The organism is Yoonia sp. 208BN28-4, assembly GCF_037543925.1.
Lineage (GTDB): Bacteria > Pseudomonadota > Alphaproteobacteria > Rhodobacterales > Rhodobacteraceae > Yoonia.
Genome location: NZ_JBBIFY010000003.1, coordinates 21,843 through 41,285 on the forward strand (window position 1 = coordinate 21,843; position 19,443 = coordinate 41,285).

Below are 19,443 nucleotides of genomic sequence, written 5' to 3' on the forward strand. Positions count from 1 at the left end.
CTAGCCCAGATGGCGGTTCTTGCGGGCCGCCGTTCGGGCCTCTTTGGTTTCTTGTGACGCGGCAAAGGCCGTTTCCAATTCCGCATTCAATTCGCGTGATCGGGCGACATAGGCTTTGTTCTCGGCCACTGACACGCCCGGTTTCCAAAGCTCTGCCAGTTCGCGCATCGTGTTGCGGTCGTGGTGGTAATACATCGTTTCGGCCTCTGCGGCCTCGTATTCCGTCAGCCCGAGATTTTCCAAGGCATAACGACCTGCGCGCAGGGAACTGTCGAACATTTCGCGGACGATGTCGTTGGCACCCGCGGCGTAGAGCTCGTAAACATGCACGCGGTCACGGGCGCGCGCAATGATGTGTAAATCGGGCCTGATCTTGCGGGCATAGGCCACCAGCTTGTTGGCCTGCTTTTTGTCATCAATCGCGACCACCAGCACCTTGGCTTCTTCGATCCCTGCGGCCTTGAGCAGGTCGGGGCGTGTCGGATCACCAAAAAAGCCGCGAAAACCGAATTTGCGCATTGCCTGGACCGAGGCCAGATCATTATCAACCACGACAGTTGAAAAGCCTGCCGATTGCACAAGCCGGTTCACAATCTGGCCAAAGCGCCCGATCCCCGCAATGACAACCGTGCCGCGTTCGTCGATCTCATCATGTGCCACGTCCTCACTCACGGACATTCGGCGGGTGATGACACCGTAAGCGATGAACAACAGGGGCGTGATCAGCATCGACAGGGCGGTGGCCAGCAGAAGCGTGCTCGACAATGCGGGCGACAAAATGCCCTGCGCGAGCGAGAACGAAATTAACACAAAGCCGAACTCACCCGCTTGGGCGAGGCCAAGTGTAAACAGCCAGCGATCCTTGCCGCGAATTTTGAAGATCATGGCAAGCGCGTAAAGAACGGCACCTTTGACCAGCATTACCGCCAATGTGACCGACAGGATCATGAGTGTTTCGTCGAACAACAGGACAAAATTGATGCCGGCACCAACGGTGATAAAGAACAGACCCAATAGCAGCCCCTTGAATGGCTCAAGGTCGCTTTCCAGTTCGTGTCTGAATTCAGAGTTGGCCAATACGACACCGGCCAGAAACGTGCCCAAAGCTGGTGACAGCCCGACCATCCCCATCAGCACCGCGATGGATACGACCATTAAAAGCGCCAACGCTGTATACATCTCGCGCAGGCGGGCGTGGTGGATATAGCGGAACACGGGGCGGGTCAGAAACACGCCGACAAGTATGATCGCCGCAATTGCGCCGATGGTAACAAGCGTCACCCCCCAACCGGGCAGACCTTCCACAAGGCTCAGCCCGTGGTGGCTATCATCATTGATGTGAAGCGATCCATCCGGTGCCATGCTTGCCACGGCCCCGACCCCTGCAAGGGGCAGCAAAGCCAGCATCGGGATAACGGCAATGTCCTGGGCCAGAAGCACGGAAAATGTGGATCGCCCGCCGCTGGTTTGCATCAGTCCCTTTTCGGCCAGCGTTTGCAGAACAATCGCGGTAGATGACAAAGCGAAGATCATGCCAATGGCCAAGGCCTCGGACCAGACAAAGCCAAGCGCCATCGCGCCAGCCATAATAATCAGCATCGTCAGCGTGACTTGCAGTCCACCAAGACCGATCAGCCTGTCGCGCATGCTCCACAACGTGCGTGGATCCAGTTCAAGCCCGATAAGGAACAGCATCATTACAACGCCAAATTCCGCAAAATGCTGTAGGTCCTGCGTTTCGCTGCCCACAAGTCCGGTCAGTGGCCCGATCACAATTCCCGCGAGCAGATAACCCAGTACTGATCCAAAGCCCAAACGTGCGGCCAAAGGCACCGCGATGACAGCGGCACCCAGATAGATCGTGGCTTGCACCAAAAACGTTTCCATAGGATCGATATTCCCGTTCGGGCGAAGATGCGCAATCGGTCAGATCAGAAAAGACCGAAAATGGTCGATTTAAAGGGGCAGAAAACGGGCTGCGGTGGCACGCAGTCAGTCAGATTATTGATCTGCCGTGGTCGCAAATGTGCGGCTTAGATCCTAACTTAGCCCGAGGGCAGCTGCAGCGCGTAAGTCTGGCCGCGCACCACATAGTTCAGGGCGGAATCGCCGATGGCTGTCACGCGACCGCCTTCAAGCGCGCTGCCCACCTCCACCTTGACGTAGCTGCCATTTGACAGCCGGATAAGCGCACGCCTGTCGTTGGGGCGACCATAGACGCCGATCAGGTTCACACTGCGCAGATTGATCGCGCTGTCGATGGTGGCGGCGGCGGCCACGCTACGCGGAATGGCCCCCGAAGGCCGCGCGGCGGCTGATGAGGCGACCGCTGGTGCAGATGCTTGCGTCGCTGGTTGTTGTTGCTGCTGCTGTTGGCGAGCGGCGTTTTGCTGTGCCGAAGCGACGACCCGCGAGAAATTGTTTGGCCGTGTATCGGGCCGCGGCGATGCGACGATGGCGTTACGTGTCGGGTTGACCAGTGCACTGGGCGGTGCGGCGGCTGCGATATTTGCGATAACAGATGCGATATCAGTTGGCGTTGCTTCTGGCGCTTCTTCTTCGGCAACAACCTCTTCTTCCTCAGGCTCTTCCTCCGGCGGCGGGGCCAAACCCTCTGGGCGCAGCGAAGGGCGCAATCCAGCAAGCGTCTCATCCGCGAAAGGCTGCGGCGGAGCCAGCCCGTCGGGTCGCACGGCAGGGCGGAGGCTGGCAAGCGACACGCCGCCAGCGGTCAAAATCTCGGCCGGTTCGACATCTTCTTCGGTTTGCGCCGCATCGTCAGGCGTATCGGTCAGGCCATCCGTGTCGGGCTGCGTCGCTTCTGCAATTGCATCCGCAATGCTTGAGGCGAGTGGATTTTCAGGCGCAACCGCGACATCTGTTTCGGTTGCGGGATCGGTGTCTGCGTTGGCATCTGTATCGGGCTCAGGCTCAGGCTCTGGCGCGGCGGGCCGGGGACGTGCCGGTGGGGTCACTGCGGGCGCTTTGGCATAGACCAGCACGCCGTTTGGCATGACCGTGCCGTCAGCAGACGCAAGAATAAATCCATCATCATCGCGCGGGATGATCGTGCCAGCGGCGGCGGGGTTTGGCGGCGCCAGAAACGGCGTATCGAGGCTTGCCGCTGCGGCAGCAAGGTCGCGCGGGCGGGTGGCTGGCGCGACGACGGGCACGTTGGCAAAGCTGCGCAACCCTTCAAGGGTGTTGCTTTCTGGCAGTGCAGGCAAACGCGGCGCCCGTTGCCAGACGCCAGTCGCGGCATAAATCCGGTCGGCCTCGCCGGGGCTCAGCACACGTCCGGGTACCGTTGTGACAATCGGGGTGGGCGGCGTTTCGTCGACGGGTGTCTCGGTCACGTCAGGTGCCACGGTCACTTGTTGGGTGGGGGCAGGTTCTTCGGGTGCCACGATGATTGGCGCTGTCACCTCGGGCGCAGATGCAAGTTCGCTTGGCGCGTTGTCACCAAAGCCGAACAGCCCAGCGATGCCGTCTTCATCCAGCGTGCTGGCCCAGAGTGCAACCAGCATAAGGAAAATCAGCAATCCGGCAGTCAGCATCAATCCAAGAAAGCGCGGCTTTCCCCCCACGCCAGCTGCCACCGTGCCGCCAAGCGGGCCAACACCCGTCGGAGGTGGCGGTGCCGCGGGTTTTTCCTTGCGCTTGGGGATCAGATTGCGCGCCGATGCGGCAATGGCCAAACCCTTGCTCAATCCGCTCTCACGCGGGGCAGGATCCGCAAGCGATGCTGCGGGTGCCGAAGCGGGCGCAGGTGGGGCGGCTGACGGCGCGATGGGGACCGCAGGGGTCATTGTGACCGGTGGTGCAGGCATGGGTGCACGCGGCTGCGGCGCATCATCCTCGGCAATTTTCAGACCATCTGCGGTGCCACTGTCCTGATCCCTGCGGCGCGAGAATACCGGTTCGGGCGGCATCTCAGCTGCAGTCGGAGGCGCTGGCGGAGCAGGAGTGTCTTCAACTTGTGCGCGGGCACGCGAGCTGAACACCGGCTCATCAATTTCAGGCAAGCTTGGCGATTTCGGCGCGTTTGCTCGTTCTGGTGCCTCTGGTGCCGCGAGGGGCTCGCTTGCCTCTGCGTTATCGTCGGTCGGATATTCATCGCGACCCGCCCGCGAGAATGTCAGGACGGGTTCACTATCTGGCGCGTCTTGCGCCTCACCCTCACCCACATCGGTATCATCCGGGGCGTCTTCCGGTTCCACGCGCGTGGTCAGCGGCATCGCATCGGTTGGCATGGGCGGGTTCGGCATCGTGGCCCGCCCGATCACGGTGACCGGATCAGGATCACGCGTGATGACGGCACCCTCACCCAAATGGGCGGGGGCGGCTTTGGTCATGCCAAAGAAAACTTCGGTGCTGAATGTATAGGGTTCGGCCACAGCCGCAAAGCAGACCGGCGCAAACCGGTGTTGCTCGGCAAAAGATTCGGCCTCGGACAATGTCTCGCGCGCGACGGCGGCAATATGGGTGCGTCCGCCGGACCGGTCAAAGTCGATCACCAGATCATCGACCGGATAGGGCGTGGCCCCTTGCAGCGCGTCGCGTACATCGTCGATTGTTGTCTGGGTGCTATCGATGGCCAGATATTTGATCTGGTCGTTGGGCAAAAGCAGTTTGGTGCGAATGCCGGACGGTTCCAGTTCAACGGCAGTGCGGCGCAGACGTGCAAGTGCCGCTGTCAAATCGGGGTCATCCAATGCGACCTCATCGACAAGATGCCAGCCACCGGAAACCCGGTGCATCAGCCTGATCCCGTCAAACGACAGCGAAAGCGCGAAATTTGGTGTCATGCAAAGGCTCTAACAGGTTGTTTGCGGTCGCTAAACGGGTTTCTACCCAGATTATGGGTCTAGCGCAAAAAGCCGCCAATTCCAAGGTTCCTGCGTTTCACGCCAAAGGATACCGGACTACGATACGTCATACCCGAACATGGTTAACAAAATGAACAGGACAAGATCGATGATCAATTCACCATTTCGCGGGCTCATGATTGCGGGCGTGATCGCGCTTGCCTCGTTGCCGATTGCTGCTTGGGCGCAGGATGATCCGGCCCAGATCACCGTGACGGGGCAGGGCAGCGCGCAGGTCGTGCCCGATATTGCGCTGATTACCATCGGGGTGAGCAACCGTGACGAAAGCGCGGCGCTGGCCCTTGCTGGCATGACCGACGGGCTGACAGGTGTGTTTGCCAGACTAAGCGCGGAAGGCGTTGATCCGGCTGATATGCAAACGGGCCTGATGCGGCTGTCGCGGCAATACGACAGCGGAATTTTGTCAAGCGGCAGCAGTCCGGACGGGTTCGAGGCGACAAGCACGGTGACCGTTCGTATGCGCGATCTTGATGGACTTGGCGGTATACTGGATGCGGTTGTGCGAGACGGCGCCAACACGCTGAACGGCCTGCAATTTGATGTCTCTGATCGTGCGCCCTACGTGCGCGCGGCGCGCATTGCTGCGGTCGCGGACGCACGTTTGGCCGCCGAGACACTTGCAACAGCGGCGGGGCTGGCGCTGGGCGAAGTGGTTGTCATGCAAGAGGGGGCAGGGCGCAGCAATCAACCGATGTTGGCCGAAATGTCCATGGCGCGGGGCGGTGATGTGCCTATCGCTGCTGGTGAAATCTCGGTCCTGCAGTCTGTTACCATCGTTTATACTTTAGTCGCCAAGGACTGATACGGCCCGCGCGGTTTTCCCGTGCAGGCCGCTCGTTCAGTTTAGGACACGGCCTTTGTAAGCGCCTGATCCAGATCGGCGATGATATCGTCCGCATCCTCGATCCCGATGGAAAGACGCACGATGCCCGGACCGGCGCCTGCCGCTTCCTGCTGTTCAGCAGTCAACTGGCGATGCGTCGTCGACGCGGAGTGGATGATCAGTGACCGCGCGTCGCCAAGGTTGGCAACGTGGCTGAAGATCTCAAGGTTATCCACCAGCTTGACACAGGCATCATAGCCACCTTTGACGGCAACGGTGAACAGCGCGCCCGCACCCTTGGGGCAGATTTTCGGCACTAGTTTGTTGTAAGGCGATGATGGCAGACCAGCGTAAGTCACGTAGTCAACACGCGGATCATTCTCAAGCCATGTGGCAACCTTCACTGCGTTTTCAACATGCCGATCCATCCGCAGGGACAGGGTTTCAATTCCCATCAGCGTATAGTGCGCGGCTTGCGGGTTCATCGTCATGCCCAGATCGCGCAGACCAATGGCAATACCGTGGAACGTGAAGGCAAGCGGGCCAAACGTCTCTGCAAACTTCAGACCGTGATACGCGGGTTCCGGCTGTGACAGCGACGGGAACTTGTCGTTCGCTGTCCAGTCGAACTTGCCCGAATCCACAACACAACCGCCAGTGACAGTGCCGTTGCCGGTCAGGTATTTGGTGGTGGAGTGCACGACCAGTGTCGCGCCATGTTCGATCGGGCGGCACAGGTATGGCGTAGCCGACGTGTTATCCACAATCAGCGGAATGCCCGCTTCGTCCGAGATAGCAGAAATCGCATCCAGATCGGTGATATGACCGCCGGGGTTTGCAATCGCCTCGCAAAAGACCGCGCGTGTATCGTCGTCAATGGCAGCTTTCACGGCCTCATGATCGTCGAAATCCACAAACTTGGCAGACCAGCCAAAGCGCTTGATCGTCTGGCTGAACTGCGTGACCGTTCCGCCATAAAGGCGCGAGGACGCGACGATGTTCAGGCCCGGTGCCATCAGCGGGAACAGCGCCATGATCTGTGCGGCGTGACCGGACGAACAGCAAACACCACCGACACCACCTTCCAATGTGGCGATCCGCTCTTGCAGGGCGGCGACCGTCGGGTTGGTCAGGCGCGAATAGATGTAGCCGACCTCTTGCAGATTAAAGAGTGCTGCGGCGTGCTCTGCGTCGCGGAAAACGTAGGCGGTTGTTTGGTAAATCGGCACCTGACGCGAGCCCGTGGCCGGATCGGGGCGTGCGCCTGCGTGAATTTGCAACGTGTCAAAGCCGTAGGATGGGCCGTCGGTCATTGGGTCTCTCCCTGATGTCTGTTTGGCCGATGTTTTGGATCAAACCCGTGCCATACGCAATGATTGCGGGGCGAAACGGACGAAATTGCCCCCAAATCGCGGGCAAGCCAGAATATTATTCCGCCATCACCCTGTCGGACCATCCTGCCAGCCGCATGGCGTAACGATAAATGTCGTTCGGCCATTTGGTGGCAATGGCGGCAAAGTCGTCGGGTTTGTCGGCAAAAAGATGTCGCAAGGCATCTTCATAGTGCGGCAAATCACCTGCGATTGCGCTGAGAAAGGCATAAGCGGCGTTGCGGGCGGCTTTCGGGTCCTTCTGATGGGCCGTGCGGCGCATCTCGTCCTCGACCAGACGGCGCAGGGCAGCAGATGCCCCTCCGCGTTGCTCCGATAGCCATGTCCAGTGCCGCGGCAAAAGCGTAACTTCGCGTGCCTTCACGCCCATCTTTGGCCGCCCGCGTGTCGGTGGTGGCGCATCGCGCAAATCAACGTCACGCACCTGACCGGTCGCATCGTCAAAGATCAAAAGATTGATCCCGCGCACAATGGCTGCACGCTGTGCTGCGATCATGGCGGCCATATCGCCGGCTGCTGTAATCTGCGTGCCCTCAAAGGCTGTGTAGTGTGTCATGTTTTCTCTCCTGCAACGGGCTAATAACACCCGTGCAAAAATAGTCAATAAAATACGGGTAAAATTAATCGACCGTAAACGCCACCATCGGGTCGCTCACGACCCTGTCAACGTGGCTTGCACATATGGCGCGATGGCCTAGCTATGACACAACGCAAAATCATGATCGGGATTGCTCTGCATGCGCATTTTGACGACAGCCTTTGCCGCGGCTTTGACGCTACTTTCGCCCTTGGCCGCCACCGCCGAAGAGGTGACGACCTACACGCTTGATAACGGCATGGAAGTGGTCGTCATCGAAGACCACCGCGCGCCGGTTGTCGTGCATATGGTCTGGTACAGGATCGGGTCAGCCGACGAACCTGTCGGCGCGTCCGGTGTGGCACATTTTCTGGAACACCTGTTGTTCAAGGCAACGGATGAGCTGGAGTCAGGCGAATTTTCCGCCACCGTCGCGGCGAATGGTGGGTCTGATAACGCGTTCACCAGCTACGATTACACTGCCTATTTCCAGCGCATCGCCGCCGACCGGCTTGAGTTGATGATGAAGATGGAAAGCGACCGCATGACCGATATCATGCTGACGCCCGAAGATATCGAGACCGAGCGGCAGGTCATTCTGGAAGAGCGCAACCAGCGCACCGAGAACAACCCCAACGCGCTGGCCCGCGAACAATTCCGCGCATCCCAGTACCAGAACCACCGCTATGGTGTGCCGATCATCGGCTGGAAGCACGAGATGGAAGAGCTGTCCTTGCAGGACGCGATGGATTTTTATGACCTCTACTATTCACCCAACAACGCGATCCTCGTGGTTGCTGGTGATGTGGAGCCTGATGATGTGCTGGCCTTGGCCGAAGAATACTATGGCGTGATCCCCGCCGAGCCTGATCTGCCGGAACGCCTGCGCCCCGAAGAGCCGCCACAACGTGCGGAACGCCGGATCACCTATGTCGATCCGCGTGTCAGCCAGCCATATCTGACACGATCCTACCTTGCGCCCGAACGTGATGCTGGCGCGCAGGAAGAAGCCGCAGCCTTGGTCTATCTGGCCGAGCTGATCGGCGGGTCGCCTTTCACATCCGCGCTGGGCACAGCACTCCAATTCGACACACAAACGGCTGTCTACACAGGCGCGGGCTACAGCGGCAGTTCGCTGGACGATAGCACCTTTGGCATTTCCGTCGCGCCATCAGACGGCGTTTCCCTAAGTGAGGCCGAGTCTGCGATGGATGCGGCGATTGCCGATTTTCTGGCCGCTGACATTGATCCCGCCCGTATGGAAAGCATCCGCACCCAACTGCGCGCATCCGAAGTTTACGCCAAAGATGACGTTCAGGGTCTGGCCCGCCGCTATGGTGCGGCGCTGACTCAAGGCTTGACCATTGAGGATGTGCAGGCTTGGCCCGAAATTTTGCAGAACGTTACCGCCGAAGACGTTAAGGCCGTCGCCGAAAAGGTGCTGGACCGTGATCAGGCCGTCACCGGTTGGGTCGTATCAACTCAAGAGGAGGCACGCTGATGCTGCGTATCGTACTGACAACTGCCTTCGCCCTGATGACGACAGTCGCCAGCGCGGCGGTCGACATCAAGACAATCACATCGCCCGGCGGCATCAACGCATGGGTCGTCGAGGAGCCGTCTATCCCTTTTGTGGCGCTTGAGATCCGTATCGAAGGTGGCACGTCGCTGGACGAGCCCGGCAAACGCGGTGCCACGAACCTGATGATGGCGCTGATCGAAGAGGGCGCTGGCGATATGACCGCGCAGGAATTCCAGACCGAACTGGAAAGCCTTGCCGCGTCATTCTCATTTCGCGCCTTTGACGACACCATTGCCATCTCGGCGCAATTCCTGAGCGAGAACAAGGACGAGGCGCTGGCCCTGTTGCAGACCGCGCTGACCGACCCGCGGTTTGATGATGATGCGATAGAGCGGGTCCGCGCACAGGTTCTGACTGGTATCGCAAGCGATGCCAAATCCCCCAACAGCATTGCGGGCGCCGCTTTTGATGCGGCTGCGTTTGGCGATCACCCCTACGGATCTTCGGCTGATGGCACTGTGGAAAGCGTCAACGCCTTGACCCGCGACGATCTGGTCACGGCGCATCAGAACGCGCTGACACGGGACCGCATCTTTGTGTCAGCGGTGGGTGATATCACAGCCGATGCGCTTGGCCCGCTGCTGGATGATCTGCTGGGCGGTCTGCCTGCCGAGGGTCCACCGCTGCCAGATGATGTGGCATTCGGATTGGATGGCGGGATCACTGTCATCGACTTTGAAACGCCGCAATCGGTAGCACTTTTTGGGCACGAAGGGATCAAGCGGGATGATGAGGATTTCTTTGCCGCCTATATTCTGAACCAAATCCTTGGCGCTGGCGGGTTTGAAAGCCGCCTGATGCAGGAAGTGCGCGAAGAACGCGGGCTGACCTACGGGATCAGCACGTTCCTTGTCCCCAAAGAGCACGCCGAACTGATGCTGGGGCAGGTGGCATCCTCGAACGCGACAATCGCCGAAGCGATTGAGGTCACCCGCAACGAATGGGCCCGCATGGCCAATGAGGGTGTCACGGCAGAGGAACTGGAAACCGCCAAGACCTATCTGACGGGCGAATACCCGCTGCGGTTTGACGGAAACGACGCCATCGCAAACATCATGGTTGGGATGCAGATGATCGGTCTGCCCACCGACTACGTGGTGAACCGCAACGATTATGTCGATGCCGTCACGCTGGATGATGTCAACCGCGTCGCCGCTGAACTGCTGCAACCGGACAATCTTCATTTTGTCGTTGTCGGCCAGCCAGAGGGGCTGTCGGACCAGTAAATTGTCCACAGGTTTTTGGCTTAAGTCCGCCAGAACCCCTCTACCCAAATCAGGGCGGGCCATGCTACAGATTGTGGCATGGCCATAGCAGACCCCCAGATAAAGCCTCAACCTGTCATCCGGCAGCTTGATGATGCCGCAATCAACCGTATCGCCGCCGGCGAGGTGTTGGAGCGGCCTGCCTCTGCTGTCAAAGAACTGGTTGAAAACGCGATCGACGCCGGTGCCACCCGCATTGAGGTGGTGATCGCGGATGGTGGCAAGACGCTGATCCGCGTAACCGATGACGGCTGCGGGATCGCGCCGCATGATCTGCCGCTTGCTTTGTCCCGCCATGCGACCTCAAAAATCGACGGCTCTGACCTGCTGAATATCCACTCCTTCGGGTTCCGTGGCGAGGCGCTGCCCTCACTTGGTGCTGTCGGGCGGCTGACCATCACATCCCGCGCCAGCGGTCACGAGGCGGCAACCATCAGCGTTGCAGGCGGTCAGGCGGCGGCGGTCAAGCCAGCAGCGTTATCAAACGGCACAGTCGTCGAATTGCGCGATATGTTCTACGCGACCCCCGCGCGGCTGAAATTCCTGCGCACTGACAGGGCCGAGGCGCAGGCCGTCGGTGACGTAATCAAGCGCCTTGCGATGGCAGAGCCATTTGTGACCTTCATCCTGCGCGATGCGTCAAACGGCGACAGCCGCACCACCTTTCGGGCCGACGCGCAAACCGGTGATATGTTCGGCGCGTTGCATGGTCGCTTGGGCGGTGTGATAGGGCGGGAATTTTCTGAAAACGCACTGCGCCTTGATGCGGAGCGTGACGGCTTTCACATGACCGGTTATGCAGCGCTTCCCACATATTCGCGGGGCGCGGCTGTCGCGCAGTTCCTGTTCGTCAACGGCAGGCCTGTGCGCGACAAGATGCTGCTGGGCGCGTTGCGGGCGGCTTACATTGACGTGTTGAGCCGTGACAGGCATCCGGTTGCGGCGCTATTTATTGATTGCGATCCGACACTTGTGGATGTGAACGTGCACCCCGCAAAATCCGAAGTTAGGTTCCGTGATCCGGGCACCGTGCGCGGCTTGATTGTCTCCGGATTGCGCCATGCGTTGGCCGAGGCAGGGCATCGCGCCTCCACAACCGTCGCCACGGCAACACTGGGCGCGATGCAGCCGCAACCGGCTGGTGCGCGGGTGTATCAGATGGATCGCCCCAGCTTTACCGCGCGGTCCATGACCTTTCAGGCGCAGGCCCCTTACCATCCACCGCAGCAGGGCTTTGCCGAGGCACCATCAGCCCGCGTCGAACCCGTGCTAAATGATGCGCCGGATGATTTGCCTTTGGGGGCGGCGCGCGCGCAGGTGCATGAAAACTATATTATCGCGCAGACGCAGAACGGCATTGTGATTGTCGATGGTCACGCCGCTCATGAGCGGCTCGTCTACGAAAAGCTGAAACGTCAGATGGCTGAAAACGGCGTTGCGGCGCAGGCGCTTTTGATCCCCGAAATCGTCGAGATGTCCGACAACGAAGCAGCACAGCTTATGGACGTTGCCGACGAACTGGCGCGGTTCGGTCTGACGATTGAGCCATTCGGCGGCGGTGCGATTGCCGTGCGTGAAACGCCCGCGATCCTTGGCGAAGTGAACGCCACGGCGATGCTGCGCGACATTCTGGACGAGCTTGCGGATCAGGGTGACAGCGCGCGCGTGCAGTCCAAGATCGAGGCGATCCTGTCCCGCGTGGCCTGTCATGGATCAATTCGCACAGGCCGCCGGATGCAGGGCGCGGAGATGAACGCGCTGTTGCGCGAAATGGAAGCGACACCCATGTCCGGCCAGTGCAATCACGGTCGGCCCACTTACGTAGAACTGAAGCTGAGCGATATCGAACGGTTGTTCGGCCGCACATGATCCAGATCGGCGGCGAAAGCTATAGTTTCAGCGATCCGCTTGTAATCGCGGCGTTGTGCGCGATTGCCGTCATCGCGCTTATTTTGATCCTCTTGGTGACAGCCGTGCGCCGTACAGGCCGGTCTTTTGAAATGGCTGAAATTCTGGCCAGCCAGATGGGCGGCTTGGGCAGTCGCGTCGAGATGATCTCGAACGGGCAGCAGCAGTTATTCGGCGGGCTGAACGCGGTGACAGAAGCGCAGGCGCAGCAGCAGGCCAAAACCATCCAGCTGGTCGAGCAGCGCCTGGCACAAGTCACCGAAGCGATGAACGTGAACCTAAGCGCATCATCCCAGCGCACCGCGCAATCGCTTGGCGAATTGCAGCAGCGGCTCCAGACGATTGATAAGGCGCAGGACAACATCACCAAACTGTCGGGCGACGTGCTGTCTTTACAAGACATCCTGTCGAACAAGCAGACACGCGGCGCATTTGGCGAAATTCAACTGACCGACATCGTGGGCAAGGCGTTGCCAGCCGATAGTTTCACGCTGCAAGCCACGCTTTCCAACGGAAAACGGGCCGACTGCCTGATCCATCTGCCGAACCCGCCCGGACCGATTGTGATCGACAGTAAATTCCCGCTTGAGGCCTACGAGGCACTGCGGTCCGCGAAAACAGACTGGGACGCGAACGAGGCGGCCAAAGCCATGCGGGTCGCGGTCAAGAAACACATCCGCGATATCTCGGAAAAATATATTTTGGATGGCGAGACAGCTGACGGTGCGCTGATGTTCCTGCCGTCCGAAGCGGTTTATGCCGAACTGCACGCCAATTTCCCGGCACTTGTGCGCGAAGGGTTTGAGGCGCGGGTTTGGATCGTTTCCCCGACCACCTGCATGGCCACGCTCAACACCATGCGCGCGATCCTGAAAGATGCACGCATGCGCGAACAGGCGGGGGCCATCAGGACCGAATTGTCGAAAATGCACGGTGATGTAGAGCGCCTGATGACCCGCGTCGCCAATCTGGACCGGCATTTCGGGCAGGCGCGCAAGGACGTGGACGAGATCCTGATCAGCGCTGAAAAAGCAGGCAAACGGGCAGGGCGGCTTTATCATTTTGATTTTGCCGAGGACGCCGCACAGGATGAAAACGTCGTGCCCCTTGCGCCGCCCAAAGGGTAGGGGCAAGGTGGCGATGAACCAAAGGAACGGTCTGATGATGAAAACGGTAGCAGCAACGGCAATGATCGCGCTTTTGGCGGCCTGTCAGGGCACGGGTGATCGCGCGGCTGTCGTGGCCGAGCAGTTTGTCTGGGACGCCACGCAGGACGTGAACCGCTTTTATGCCGATACCTTTCAGGATGCGCCGTTTGACAGTGGTCCGGTGTCGGTTCTCACCGAAGAACATGGCGAACTGCATACCTACACGCTAACGCCGTGCCGCGCCGGAACGCGCGTTTGTGGCACGCGAGCGGGGCATTTGTCGCGCAATGCTGACTTCTATATCCTCACGGGCGCTTATCACGGGCGCACCTTCTACTTCTCACCCGGTGGGGATGGCTTTGTCAAACGCGGGTCGCATTATATTCCCATGGCGTGGAACTAAGCGGTTACCATGATCAAAGCAGCGATGTTCGACATGGACGGGCTCTTGCTCGATTCCGAACGGATTTACATGGATGCATTCGAGGCTGTGGGGCGGGCCGCCGATCTGCCGATAATGCATCGGCTGCCGGATATCTTTCGGATGATGGTTGGCAAACGTGACGCCGACAGCGGCGCAATCCTTGAACGTGAAATTGGCCCCTACATTGCCCGCGACAGGTTCGATGCGCTGTGGCACGCCGAGATCACAGGGCGCATGGCAGGCGATATTCCTGTCAAAAAGGGCGCGATCAAGCTGCTGACCGCTTTGAAAGACGCGGACATTCCGGCAGGTGTTGTGACATCAACCCTAAGCGCCAAAGCACACTCCCATCTGGAGCGTGCAGGGCTGCGGCATCTGGTTGATCACATCATCGGCGGCGATCAGGTGCGTGACGGAAAGCCATCCCCCGAGGGATATCTGGCGATGGCAGCGCATCTGGGAGCATCACCTGATAGCTGTGCGGCGTTTGAGGACAGCGACACCGGCACGCGTGCGGCTGTCGCATCGGGTGCGCGGGTGGTTCAGGTGCCTGACATCATGGCACCGCATGCTGACGTGCTGGCGCTGGGCCATCACGTCGCACCAGACCTGATCACCGGGGCGCGGCATTTGGGGTTGCCTGTCTGACGGATACGAAAAAGGGGCGGATGACCGCCCCTGCTCGTTCAATTCTGTGGTTCGCGGAACCGCTTAAATGCGGGCGAACTTTTGTGCCAGACGCGGGATCAATCCTTTGAACACCAGCGGCGCATCGCTTGCTGCCAGACAGATGCAATCCTCACCAGCTTCAGCAACAGGCGTGTGGTTCAGGTCTTCGTTAGCCACTTCCACGTCGCCCGCGGCAAAGCGGTCATGTTCGTCCACAAACGCGCCTTTCAGCACAAGCGTTAGCTCCGTTCCGTTGTGACCATGGTCAGGCACCGCAGTGCCGGCCGGAATGCGCAACAGACGCACCGATGCGTCATCACCGGTTTGCAACACCATCTGGCTGACACCGCCACCGATCTTGCGCCACTTCACATCCTTAAGGTCGCCAGACACGTAGTTCTGCAAAGGCGTCGGGAAAACACCGCTTTCACGCGGAGCTTCTACTTCGGCTTCATCGGACTTTTGCTCAATAATCATGCGCAGTGTGGCGGCAAGGCTTTCGTCCGACATCGCCACGGGTGCAACGTCATCAACCAGTTCACCGCCCACAGCATCAAAACTGCCCAACTGGGCGCGACATTCGTCACATAGTGAAATATGCGTGGCCACGACGAGGCTGAACGCTTCGGGCAGAGTGCCCGCAGAATAGCGCATCAGCAGATCGTCAGTCAGGTGATGTTTAATCGTCTTCATCGTCGTATCATTTCTATCCCATGGAGTGGCGCAACCGATCGAGCGCCAATCTGATTCTGGATTTGATCGTGCCAAGTGGCAGGCCGGTCTGCGCGGCGATTTCGCTTTGTGACAGGTCGCCAAAATAGGCTTTCTGGATCAGGTCCCTTTGTTTTTCAGGTAGGCTGGCTAATGCCTCCCCAAGCTTCATCGTCTCTTGTTGGAGCGCCAGCGCGTCGGCCTGATCAGGCTCGCTCTCCGGTCCCCACGGCAGGTCCTCTGGTTCGGGCCGCCGCTGTTTGCGCAGGATGTCGATTTTACGGTTGCGGGCGATGGTGAATATCCACGTGGATACGCTCGCCTTGGCCGGATCAAACAGGTGCGCCTTGTTCCAAAGGGTCACCATGACCTCTTGGGTGCATTCTTCCGCGAGGTCCGGTGTGGCCCCCGACTTCATCAAAAACGCCTTCACGCGTGGTCCGAAATACGCAAAGATTTCGGCAAAAGCTCCCTTATCCTTGTGATCGCGAACCGCACGGATCTGTGTGATCCACGCCATGCGTTTTGCCGTTTTTTCGTCGACCACCTTTGGCCCTTCCACTTTTGGCAACGCTGTAGCGGCACGCATTTGCGCCCGCTGAACAATCGCCGCCTCTGGTTTGGCGGAAGGGTGTTTGGTCGTCAACATGACAGTATTACGCAGGCAAGGCGCTGCCGGATCACACCATCGGCAAAAAAATGTTGAAACTCATCCAGCCATGGTTTCGTGACGTAGATACATATAAGACGATCAGGCTAACGGAGCTGACACTACATGCCATTTGAGACCGCGACTGCCGCGCCACGTAAAATTGCCGTCATCGGCGCAGGAATTTCAGGCATGGGGGCGGCGCATCTTTTAGCCAAAGATCACCGCGTTGTGCTATTCGAGGCCGAGGGCCGCTTGGGCGGTCACGCCCGCACCCGCATGGCCGGACCGAACCGCGATACGCCTGTTGATACAGGTTTTATCGTGTTCAATTATGCCAATTATCCCAACCTGACCAAGTTGTTCGACCATCTTGATGTGCCCGTTGTGAAAAGTAACATGAGCTTTGGCGCGTCCTTTGACGGGGGCCGGATGGAATACGGGTTGGAGAGCCTTGATGCGCTTTTCGCCACGCGGTCAAACATCGTGAACCCGAAGTTCCTGCGCATGGTGCGCGACATCTTCAAGTTCAACAAACACGGGCTTGCCGCCAGTGAAGACCCCGATCTGACGATTGGCGGACTACTGGAAAAGCTGAAGCTGTCTGATCATTTCCGCGATCATTACCTGCTGCCATTCTCAGGCGCGATCTGGTCGACGCCCAAAGAAAAGATCATGGATTTCCCAGCCTATGCGCTGCTGAAATTCTTTGACAACCACGCGCTCTTGGGCGCGACTGGCCAGCACCAGTGGTACACGGTCGAAGGCGGCAGCAAATCCTACGTGGATCGGCTTGGTCAGGATATGTTCAAGCGCGGCGTTGATCTGCGTCTGGGTGCGCCGATTGATGCGGTGCGCCGCACACCTGCTGGCGTCGAGGTCAAGGCGCAGGGTGCCGAGTTCGAGAGCTTTGACGAAGTAATCTTTGCCACCCATTCCGACGACACGCTGGCGATGCTTGCAGATGCCACACCCGCCGAGCAGGAAACCCTGGGTGCTGTGAAATACCAACCCAACAGCGTCGTGCTGCACTCTGACACGACCGTTATGCCAAAGCGTCGTCAGACGTGGTCGTCTTGGGTATATACCGAGGATCGTGGCCGCAACACCGACCAGATTGATCTGACATACTGGATGAACTCGCTTCAGCCGTGGCTGAAGGGCGACGACTATATGGTCACGCTGAATACCACCCGTGACATTGATCCCGCGCTTGTCTGGGACGAGGTCAGCCTGCGCCATCCGGTCTACGATCTGGCGGCACTCGATGCACAAAAGCGCGCGGCAATGATGAACGGCAGCAACCGCACGTGGTTCTGTGGTGCGTGGATGAAGAACGGCTTTCACGAGGACGGGTTGTCGTCTGCCTATGACGTCGTGCATGCGCTCAACGCGTTGGAGCGGCTGGACGTCGCCGCCGAGTGACAGCAACCGTCGATCATATCCAGGGCGAGACCTACCACGGCAGGCGGGGGGCGGTGAAAAACGCCTTCCGCTATTCGATTGATTACGTCCTGTTGGATGCCGAAGCCGATGTCGCTGGCCCTTCGCTGTTCAAGCGCAACGGGGCAGGGGTCATGTCGCTACACGACAGTGACCACGGCGGCACCCGCAAGGCCGGATCTGGGGCCAAGTGGGTCCGCGAAGTATTGGCCGCGCATGATCTGGATATGACGGGGCGGATTGACCTATTAGCGCAGCCGCGCCTGTTGGGGCACGTGTTCAATCCAGTGTCGTTCTGGCTGTGCCACGACGATGCAGGGGTTCTGCGGGTGGTGATAGCAGAGGTCAGCAACACGTTTGGCGACCGTCATTCCTACCTGTGTCACCACGACGACATGCGCGAAATTACCAAGGCGGATACGCTGGAAGCGCAAAAGATTTTCCACGTCTCCCCGTTTCAGCCAATTGAGGGTGGCTACACCTTCCGCTATGACATCCAGTCGGATAGCATCCACATCATCATCGACTATTCACGCGGTAACGGCGGGCTCATTGCCACGCTCAAAGGCGCGCGCAAGCCGATGACGAACGGCAGTATTCTATGGTCTGCCATCCGCCGCCCCTTTGGATCGCGCCGCGTGCTGACGCTGATCCATTGGCAAGCGATCAAGCTGTGGTGGAAAAAGGCGACGTTCCGGTCACGGCCAGAGCCGCCGCAAAACGAGGTAAGCTAATGTCTGCCAAAATGACGCGGCTGCCCGCGTATTCCCTGTTTGCCGCTGTGATCAGCGCGGCGGGACTGCCGATCTATATCTATGCACCCAAGATGTACGTGGATGAATACGGCGTCACGCTGGCCGCCTTGGGCGCGATGTTGTTTGGCTTGCGCTTGTTCGACGTGGTGCAAGACCCCGTGTTGGGCTGGATTTCGGAACGGCTCGGCAAAGGCCGCCCGCTCGCGGTGGCTCTTGGCGGAGCGTTGCTGGCGATCTCCATGATCGGGCTTTTCGCGGTGGAGCCGCCGATTGCGCCGCTTTGGTGGTTCGGTCTGACACTCGCCGGGCTGTTCTCGGCGTTCAGCTTTCTGACCATAAACTTCTACGCCCAAGGCATCGCCAAAGCGGGCGACGACCCGCAGGGCCACGTCAAACTGGCCGCGTGGCGCGAAACGGGATCGCTGCTAGGCATCTGCGTGGCGGCCGTCGCACCGACCTTGCTGATGGGCTATGCCTTTGATGCCTTTGCCACTTTCGCCTACGGCTTTGCTGCCGTGACGGTCATCGCGATCTTGTATATCTGGCCGGAATGGTCGTCGCGCGTTCAGGCCGAACCCACCCCGATCAAGAAAATCTGGGGTGACCCTGTTGCGCGGCGCTTGCTTTTCCTCGCGCTCGTCAACGCCACACCGCTGGCCGTGTCCTCCACGCTCTTCCTGTTTTACGTGGAAAGCGTGCTGGGTAGCGTCGGCTGGGAAGGAGCGCTTCTGGTGCTGTTCTTCCTCGCCGCTGCAATATCCTCGCCGATGTGGTCCGCTCTCGCTCGGCGCTACGGTGAAAAGCGGGTTTTGCTGGTGGCGATGGTGCTGGCGGTGGTCTCATTTGCCTACACGCTCACTTTAGGCGAGGGCGATGTGATCCTATTTGCCATCGTGTGCGTATTATCAGGAGCAACCATAGGCGCGGACCTTACGCTTTTGCCCGCCATGTTTGCCAAGAGGATGAGCGTCGTCGCCCCAAACGGGGGGCAAGGTTTCGGGCTTTGGTCACTGGTCAGCAAATTCACGCTGGCATTTGCCGCTGTTGTGCTGCTGCCGTTGCTAGAGGGCGCAGGATTTCAGAGCGGTGAGGTGACACAACCCGAAGAGGCGACACAGATGTTGACGGTGCTTTACGCGCTGGTGCCATCACTGTTGAAACTTGTGGCAATCGCCTTGCTGGCGGCCACGAAATTGGAGGACTGACCCG

General features: G+C 59.3%; 16 protein-coding genes. 10 read left to right on the forward strand and 6 right to left on the reverse strand.

Annotated elements, in window-relative coordinates; all coding sequences use genetic code 11:
• Together V8J84_RS10315 and V8J84_RS10320 are read right to left on the reverse strand one after the other, a co-directional pair.
• Positions 1 to 1,887: a cation:proton antiporter domain-containing protein gene (locus V8J84_RS10315; protein WP_339930766.1), complete on the reverse strand. Its 1,887-nt coding sequence runs from the start codon at positions 1,885 to 1,887 to the stop codon at positions 1 to 3.
• Positions 1,888 to 2,045: 158 nt separating this feature from the next.
• Complete coding sequence (locus tag V8J84_RS10320) at positions 2,046 to 4,808, reverse strand: hypothetical protein (RefSeq protein ID WP_339930768.1); 2,763 nt, start codon at positions 4,806 to 4,808, stop codon at positions 2,046 to 2,048.
• Positions 4,809 to 4,977: 169 nt separating this feature from the next.
• On the opposite strand from V8J84_RS10320, the gene V8J84_RS10325 reads away from it, so the two are divergent.
• On the forward strand, positions 4,978 to 5,691 hold the full coding sequence (locus tag V8J84_RS10325; protein WP_339930770.1) for an SIMPL domain-containing protein: 714 nt from the start codon (positions 4,978 to 4,980) through the stop codon (positions 5,689 to 5,691).
• A gap of 41 nt (positions 5,692 to 5,732) precedes the next feature.
• Here V8J84_RS10325 and V8J84_RS10330 read toward each other — a convergent pair whose 3' ends face one another.
• Entirely contained in the window at positions 5,733 to 7,025 is a 1,293-nt protein-coding gene (locus V8J84_RS10330; protein WP_339930772.1) for an O-acetylhomoserine aminocarboxypropyltransferase/cysteine synthase family protein, read from the reverse strand.
• Positions 7,026 to 7,140: 115 nt separating this feature from the next.
• Positions 7,141 to 7,659 (reverse strand): DUF2239 family protein, encoded by a 519-nt coding sequence (locus tag V8J84_RS10335; RefSeq protein ID WP_339930774.1) that lies wholly within the window; start codon positions 7,657 to 7,659, stop codon positions 7,141 to 7,143.
• 181 nt (positions 7,660 to 7,840) lie between these two features.
• Between V8J84_RS10335 and V8J84_RS10340 the strand changes: the two genes are divergently transcribed.
• From V8J84_RS10340 to V8J84_RS10365, 6 genes are all read left to right on the forward strand, one after another.
• Complete coding sequence (locus V8J84_RS10340) at positions 7,841 to 9,181, forward strand: M16 family metallopeptidase (RefSeq protein WP_339930776.1); 1,341 nt, start codon at positions 7,841 to 7,843, stop codon at positions 9,179 to 9,181.
• Complete coding sequence (locus V8J84_RS10345) at positions 9,181 to 10,488, forward strand: M16 family metallopeptidase (RefSeq protein WP_339930778.1); 1,308 nt, start codon at positions 9,181 to 9,183, stop codon at positions 10,486 to 10,488. Before V8J84_RS10340 ends, V8J84_RS10345 begins: the two co-directional genes overlap by 1 nt.
• Positions 10,489 to 10,566: 78 nt before the next feature.
• Positions 10,567 to 12,396 (forward strand): DNA mismatch repair endonuclease MutL, encoded by a 1,830-nt coding sequence (gene mutL / locus V8J84_RS10350; protein ID WP_339930780.1) that lies wholly within the window; start codon positions 10,567 to 10,569, stop codon positions 12,394 to 12,396.
• Positions 12,393 to 13,562: a DNA recombination protein RmuC gene (locus V8J84_RS10355; RefSeq protein ID WP_339930782.1), complete on the forward strand. Its 1,170-nt coding sequence runs from the start codon at positions 12,393 to 12,395 to the stop codon at positions 13,560 to 13,562. Before mutL ends, V8J84_RS10355 begins: the two co-directional genes overlap by 4 nt.
• 34 nt (positions 13,563 to 13,596) lie before the next feature.
• Positions 13,597 to 13,986 (forward strand): hypothetical protein, encoded by a 390-nt coding sequence (locus V8J84_RS10360; RefSeq protein WP_339930784.1) that lies wholly within the window; start codon positions 13,597 to 13,599, stop codon positions 13,984 to 13,986.
• A gap of 9 nt (positions 13,987 to 13,995) precedes the next feature.
• On the forward strand, positions 13,996 to 14,655 hold the full coding sequence (locus tag V8J84_RS10365) for an HAD family hydrolase (RefSeq protein WP_339930786.1): 660 nt from the start codon (positions 13,996 to 13,998) through the stop codon (positions 14,653 to 14,655).
• A gap of 63 nt (positions 14,656 to 14,718) precedes the next feature.
• Here the strand turns inward: V8J84_RS10365 and V8J84_RS10370 are convergent, their stop codons facing one another.
• Together V8J84_RS10370 and V8J84_RS10375 are read right to left on the reverse strand one after the other, a co-directional pair.
• On the reverse strand, positions 14,719 to 15,369 hold the full coding sequence (locus tag V8J84_RS10370) for a ChrR family anti-sigma-E factor (protein WP_339930788.1): 651 nt from the start codon (positions 15,367 to 15,369) through the stop codon (positions 14,719 to 14,721).
• A gap of 13 nt (positions 15,370 to 15,382) precedes the next feature.
• The gene (locus tag V8J84_RS10375) at positions 15,383 to 15,907 is read right to left on the reverse strand and encodes a sigma-70 family RNA polymerase sigma factor (protein WP_339932036.1); all 525 of its coding nucleotides are present in this window, start codon (positions 15,905 to 15,907) and stop codon (positions 15,383 to 15,385) included.
• A gap of 255 nt (positions 15,908 to 16,162) precedes the next feature.
• Here V8J84_RS10375 and V8J84_RS10380 point away from each other — a divergent pair, with 255 nt between their 5' ends.
• The 3 genes from V8J84_RS10380 to V8J84_RS10390 are packed head-to-tail and all read left to right on the forward strand — an operon-like array spanning position 16,163 to position 19,439.
• On the forward strand, positions 16,163 to 17,461 hold the full coding sequence (locus V8J84_RS10380) for an NAD(P)/FAD-dependent oxidoreductase (protein ID WP_339930790.1): 1,299 nt from the start codon (positions 16,163 to 16,165) through the stop codon (positions 17,459 to 17,461).
• Entirely contained in the window at positions 17,458 to 18,213 is a 756-nt protein-coding gene (locus tag V8J84_RS10385) for a DUF1365 domain-containing protein (RefSeq protein ID WP_339930792.1), read from the forward strand. Before V8J84_RS10380 ends, V8J84_RS10385 begins: the two co-directional genes overlap by 4 nt.
• Positions 18,213 to 19,439 carry an MFS transporter gene (locus tag V8J84_RS10390; RefSeq protein WP_339930794.1) on the forward strand — a complete coding sequence of 409 codons (1,227 nt, stop codon included), beginning with the start codon at positions 18,213 to 18,215 and terminating at the stop codon, positions 19,437 to 19,439. Before V8J84_RS10385 ends, V8J84_RS10390 begins: the two co-directional genes overlap by 1 nt.
• The last annotated feature ends 4 nt before the right edge of the window (positions 19,440 to 19,443 follow it).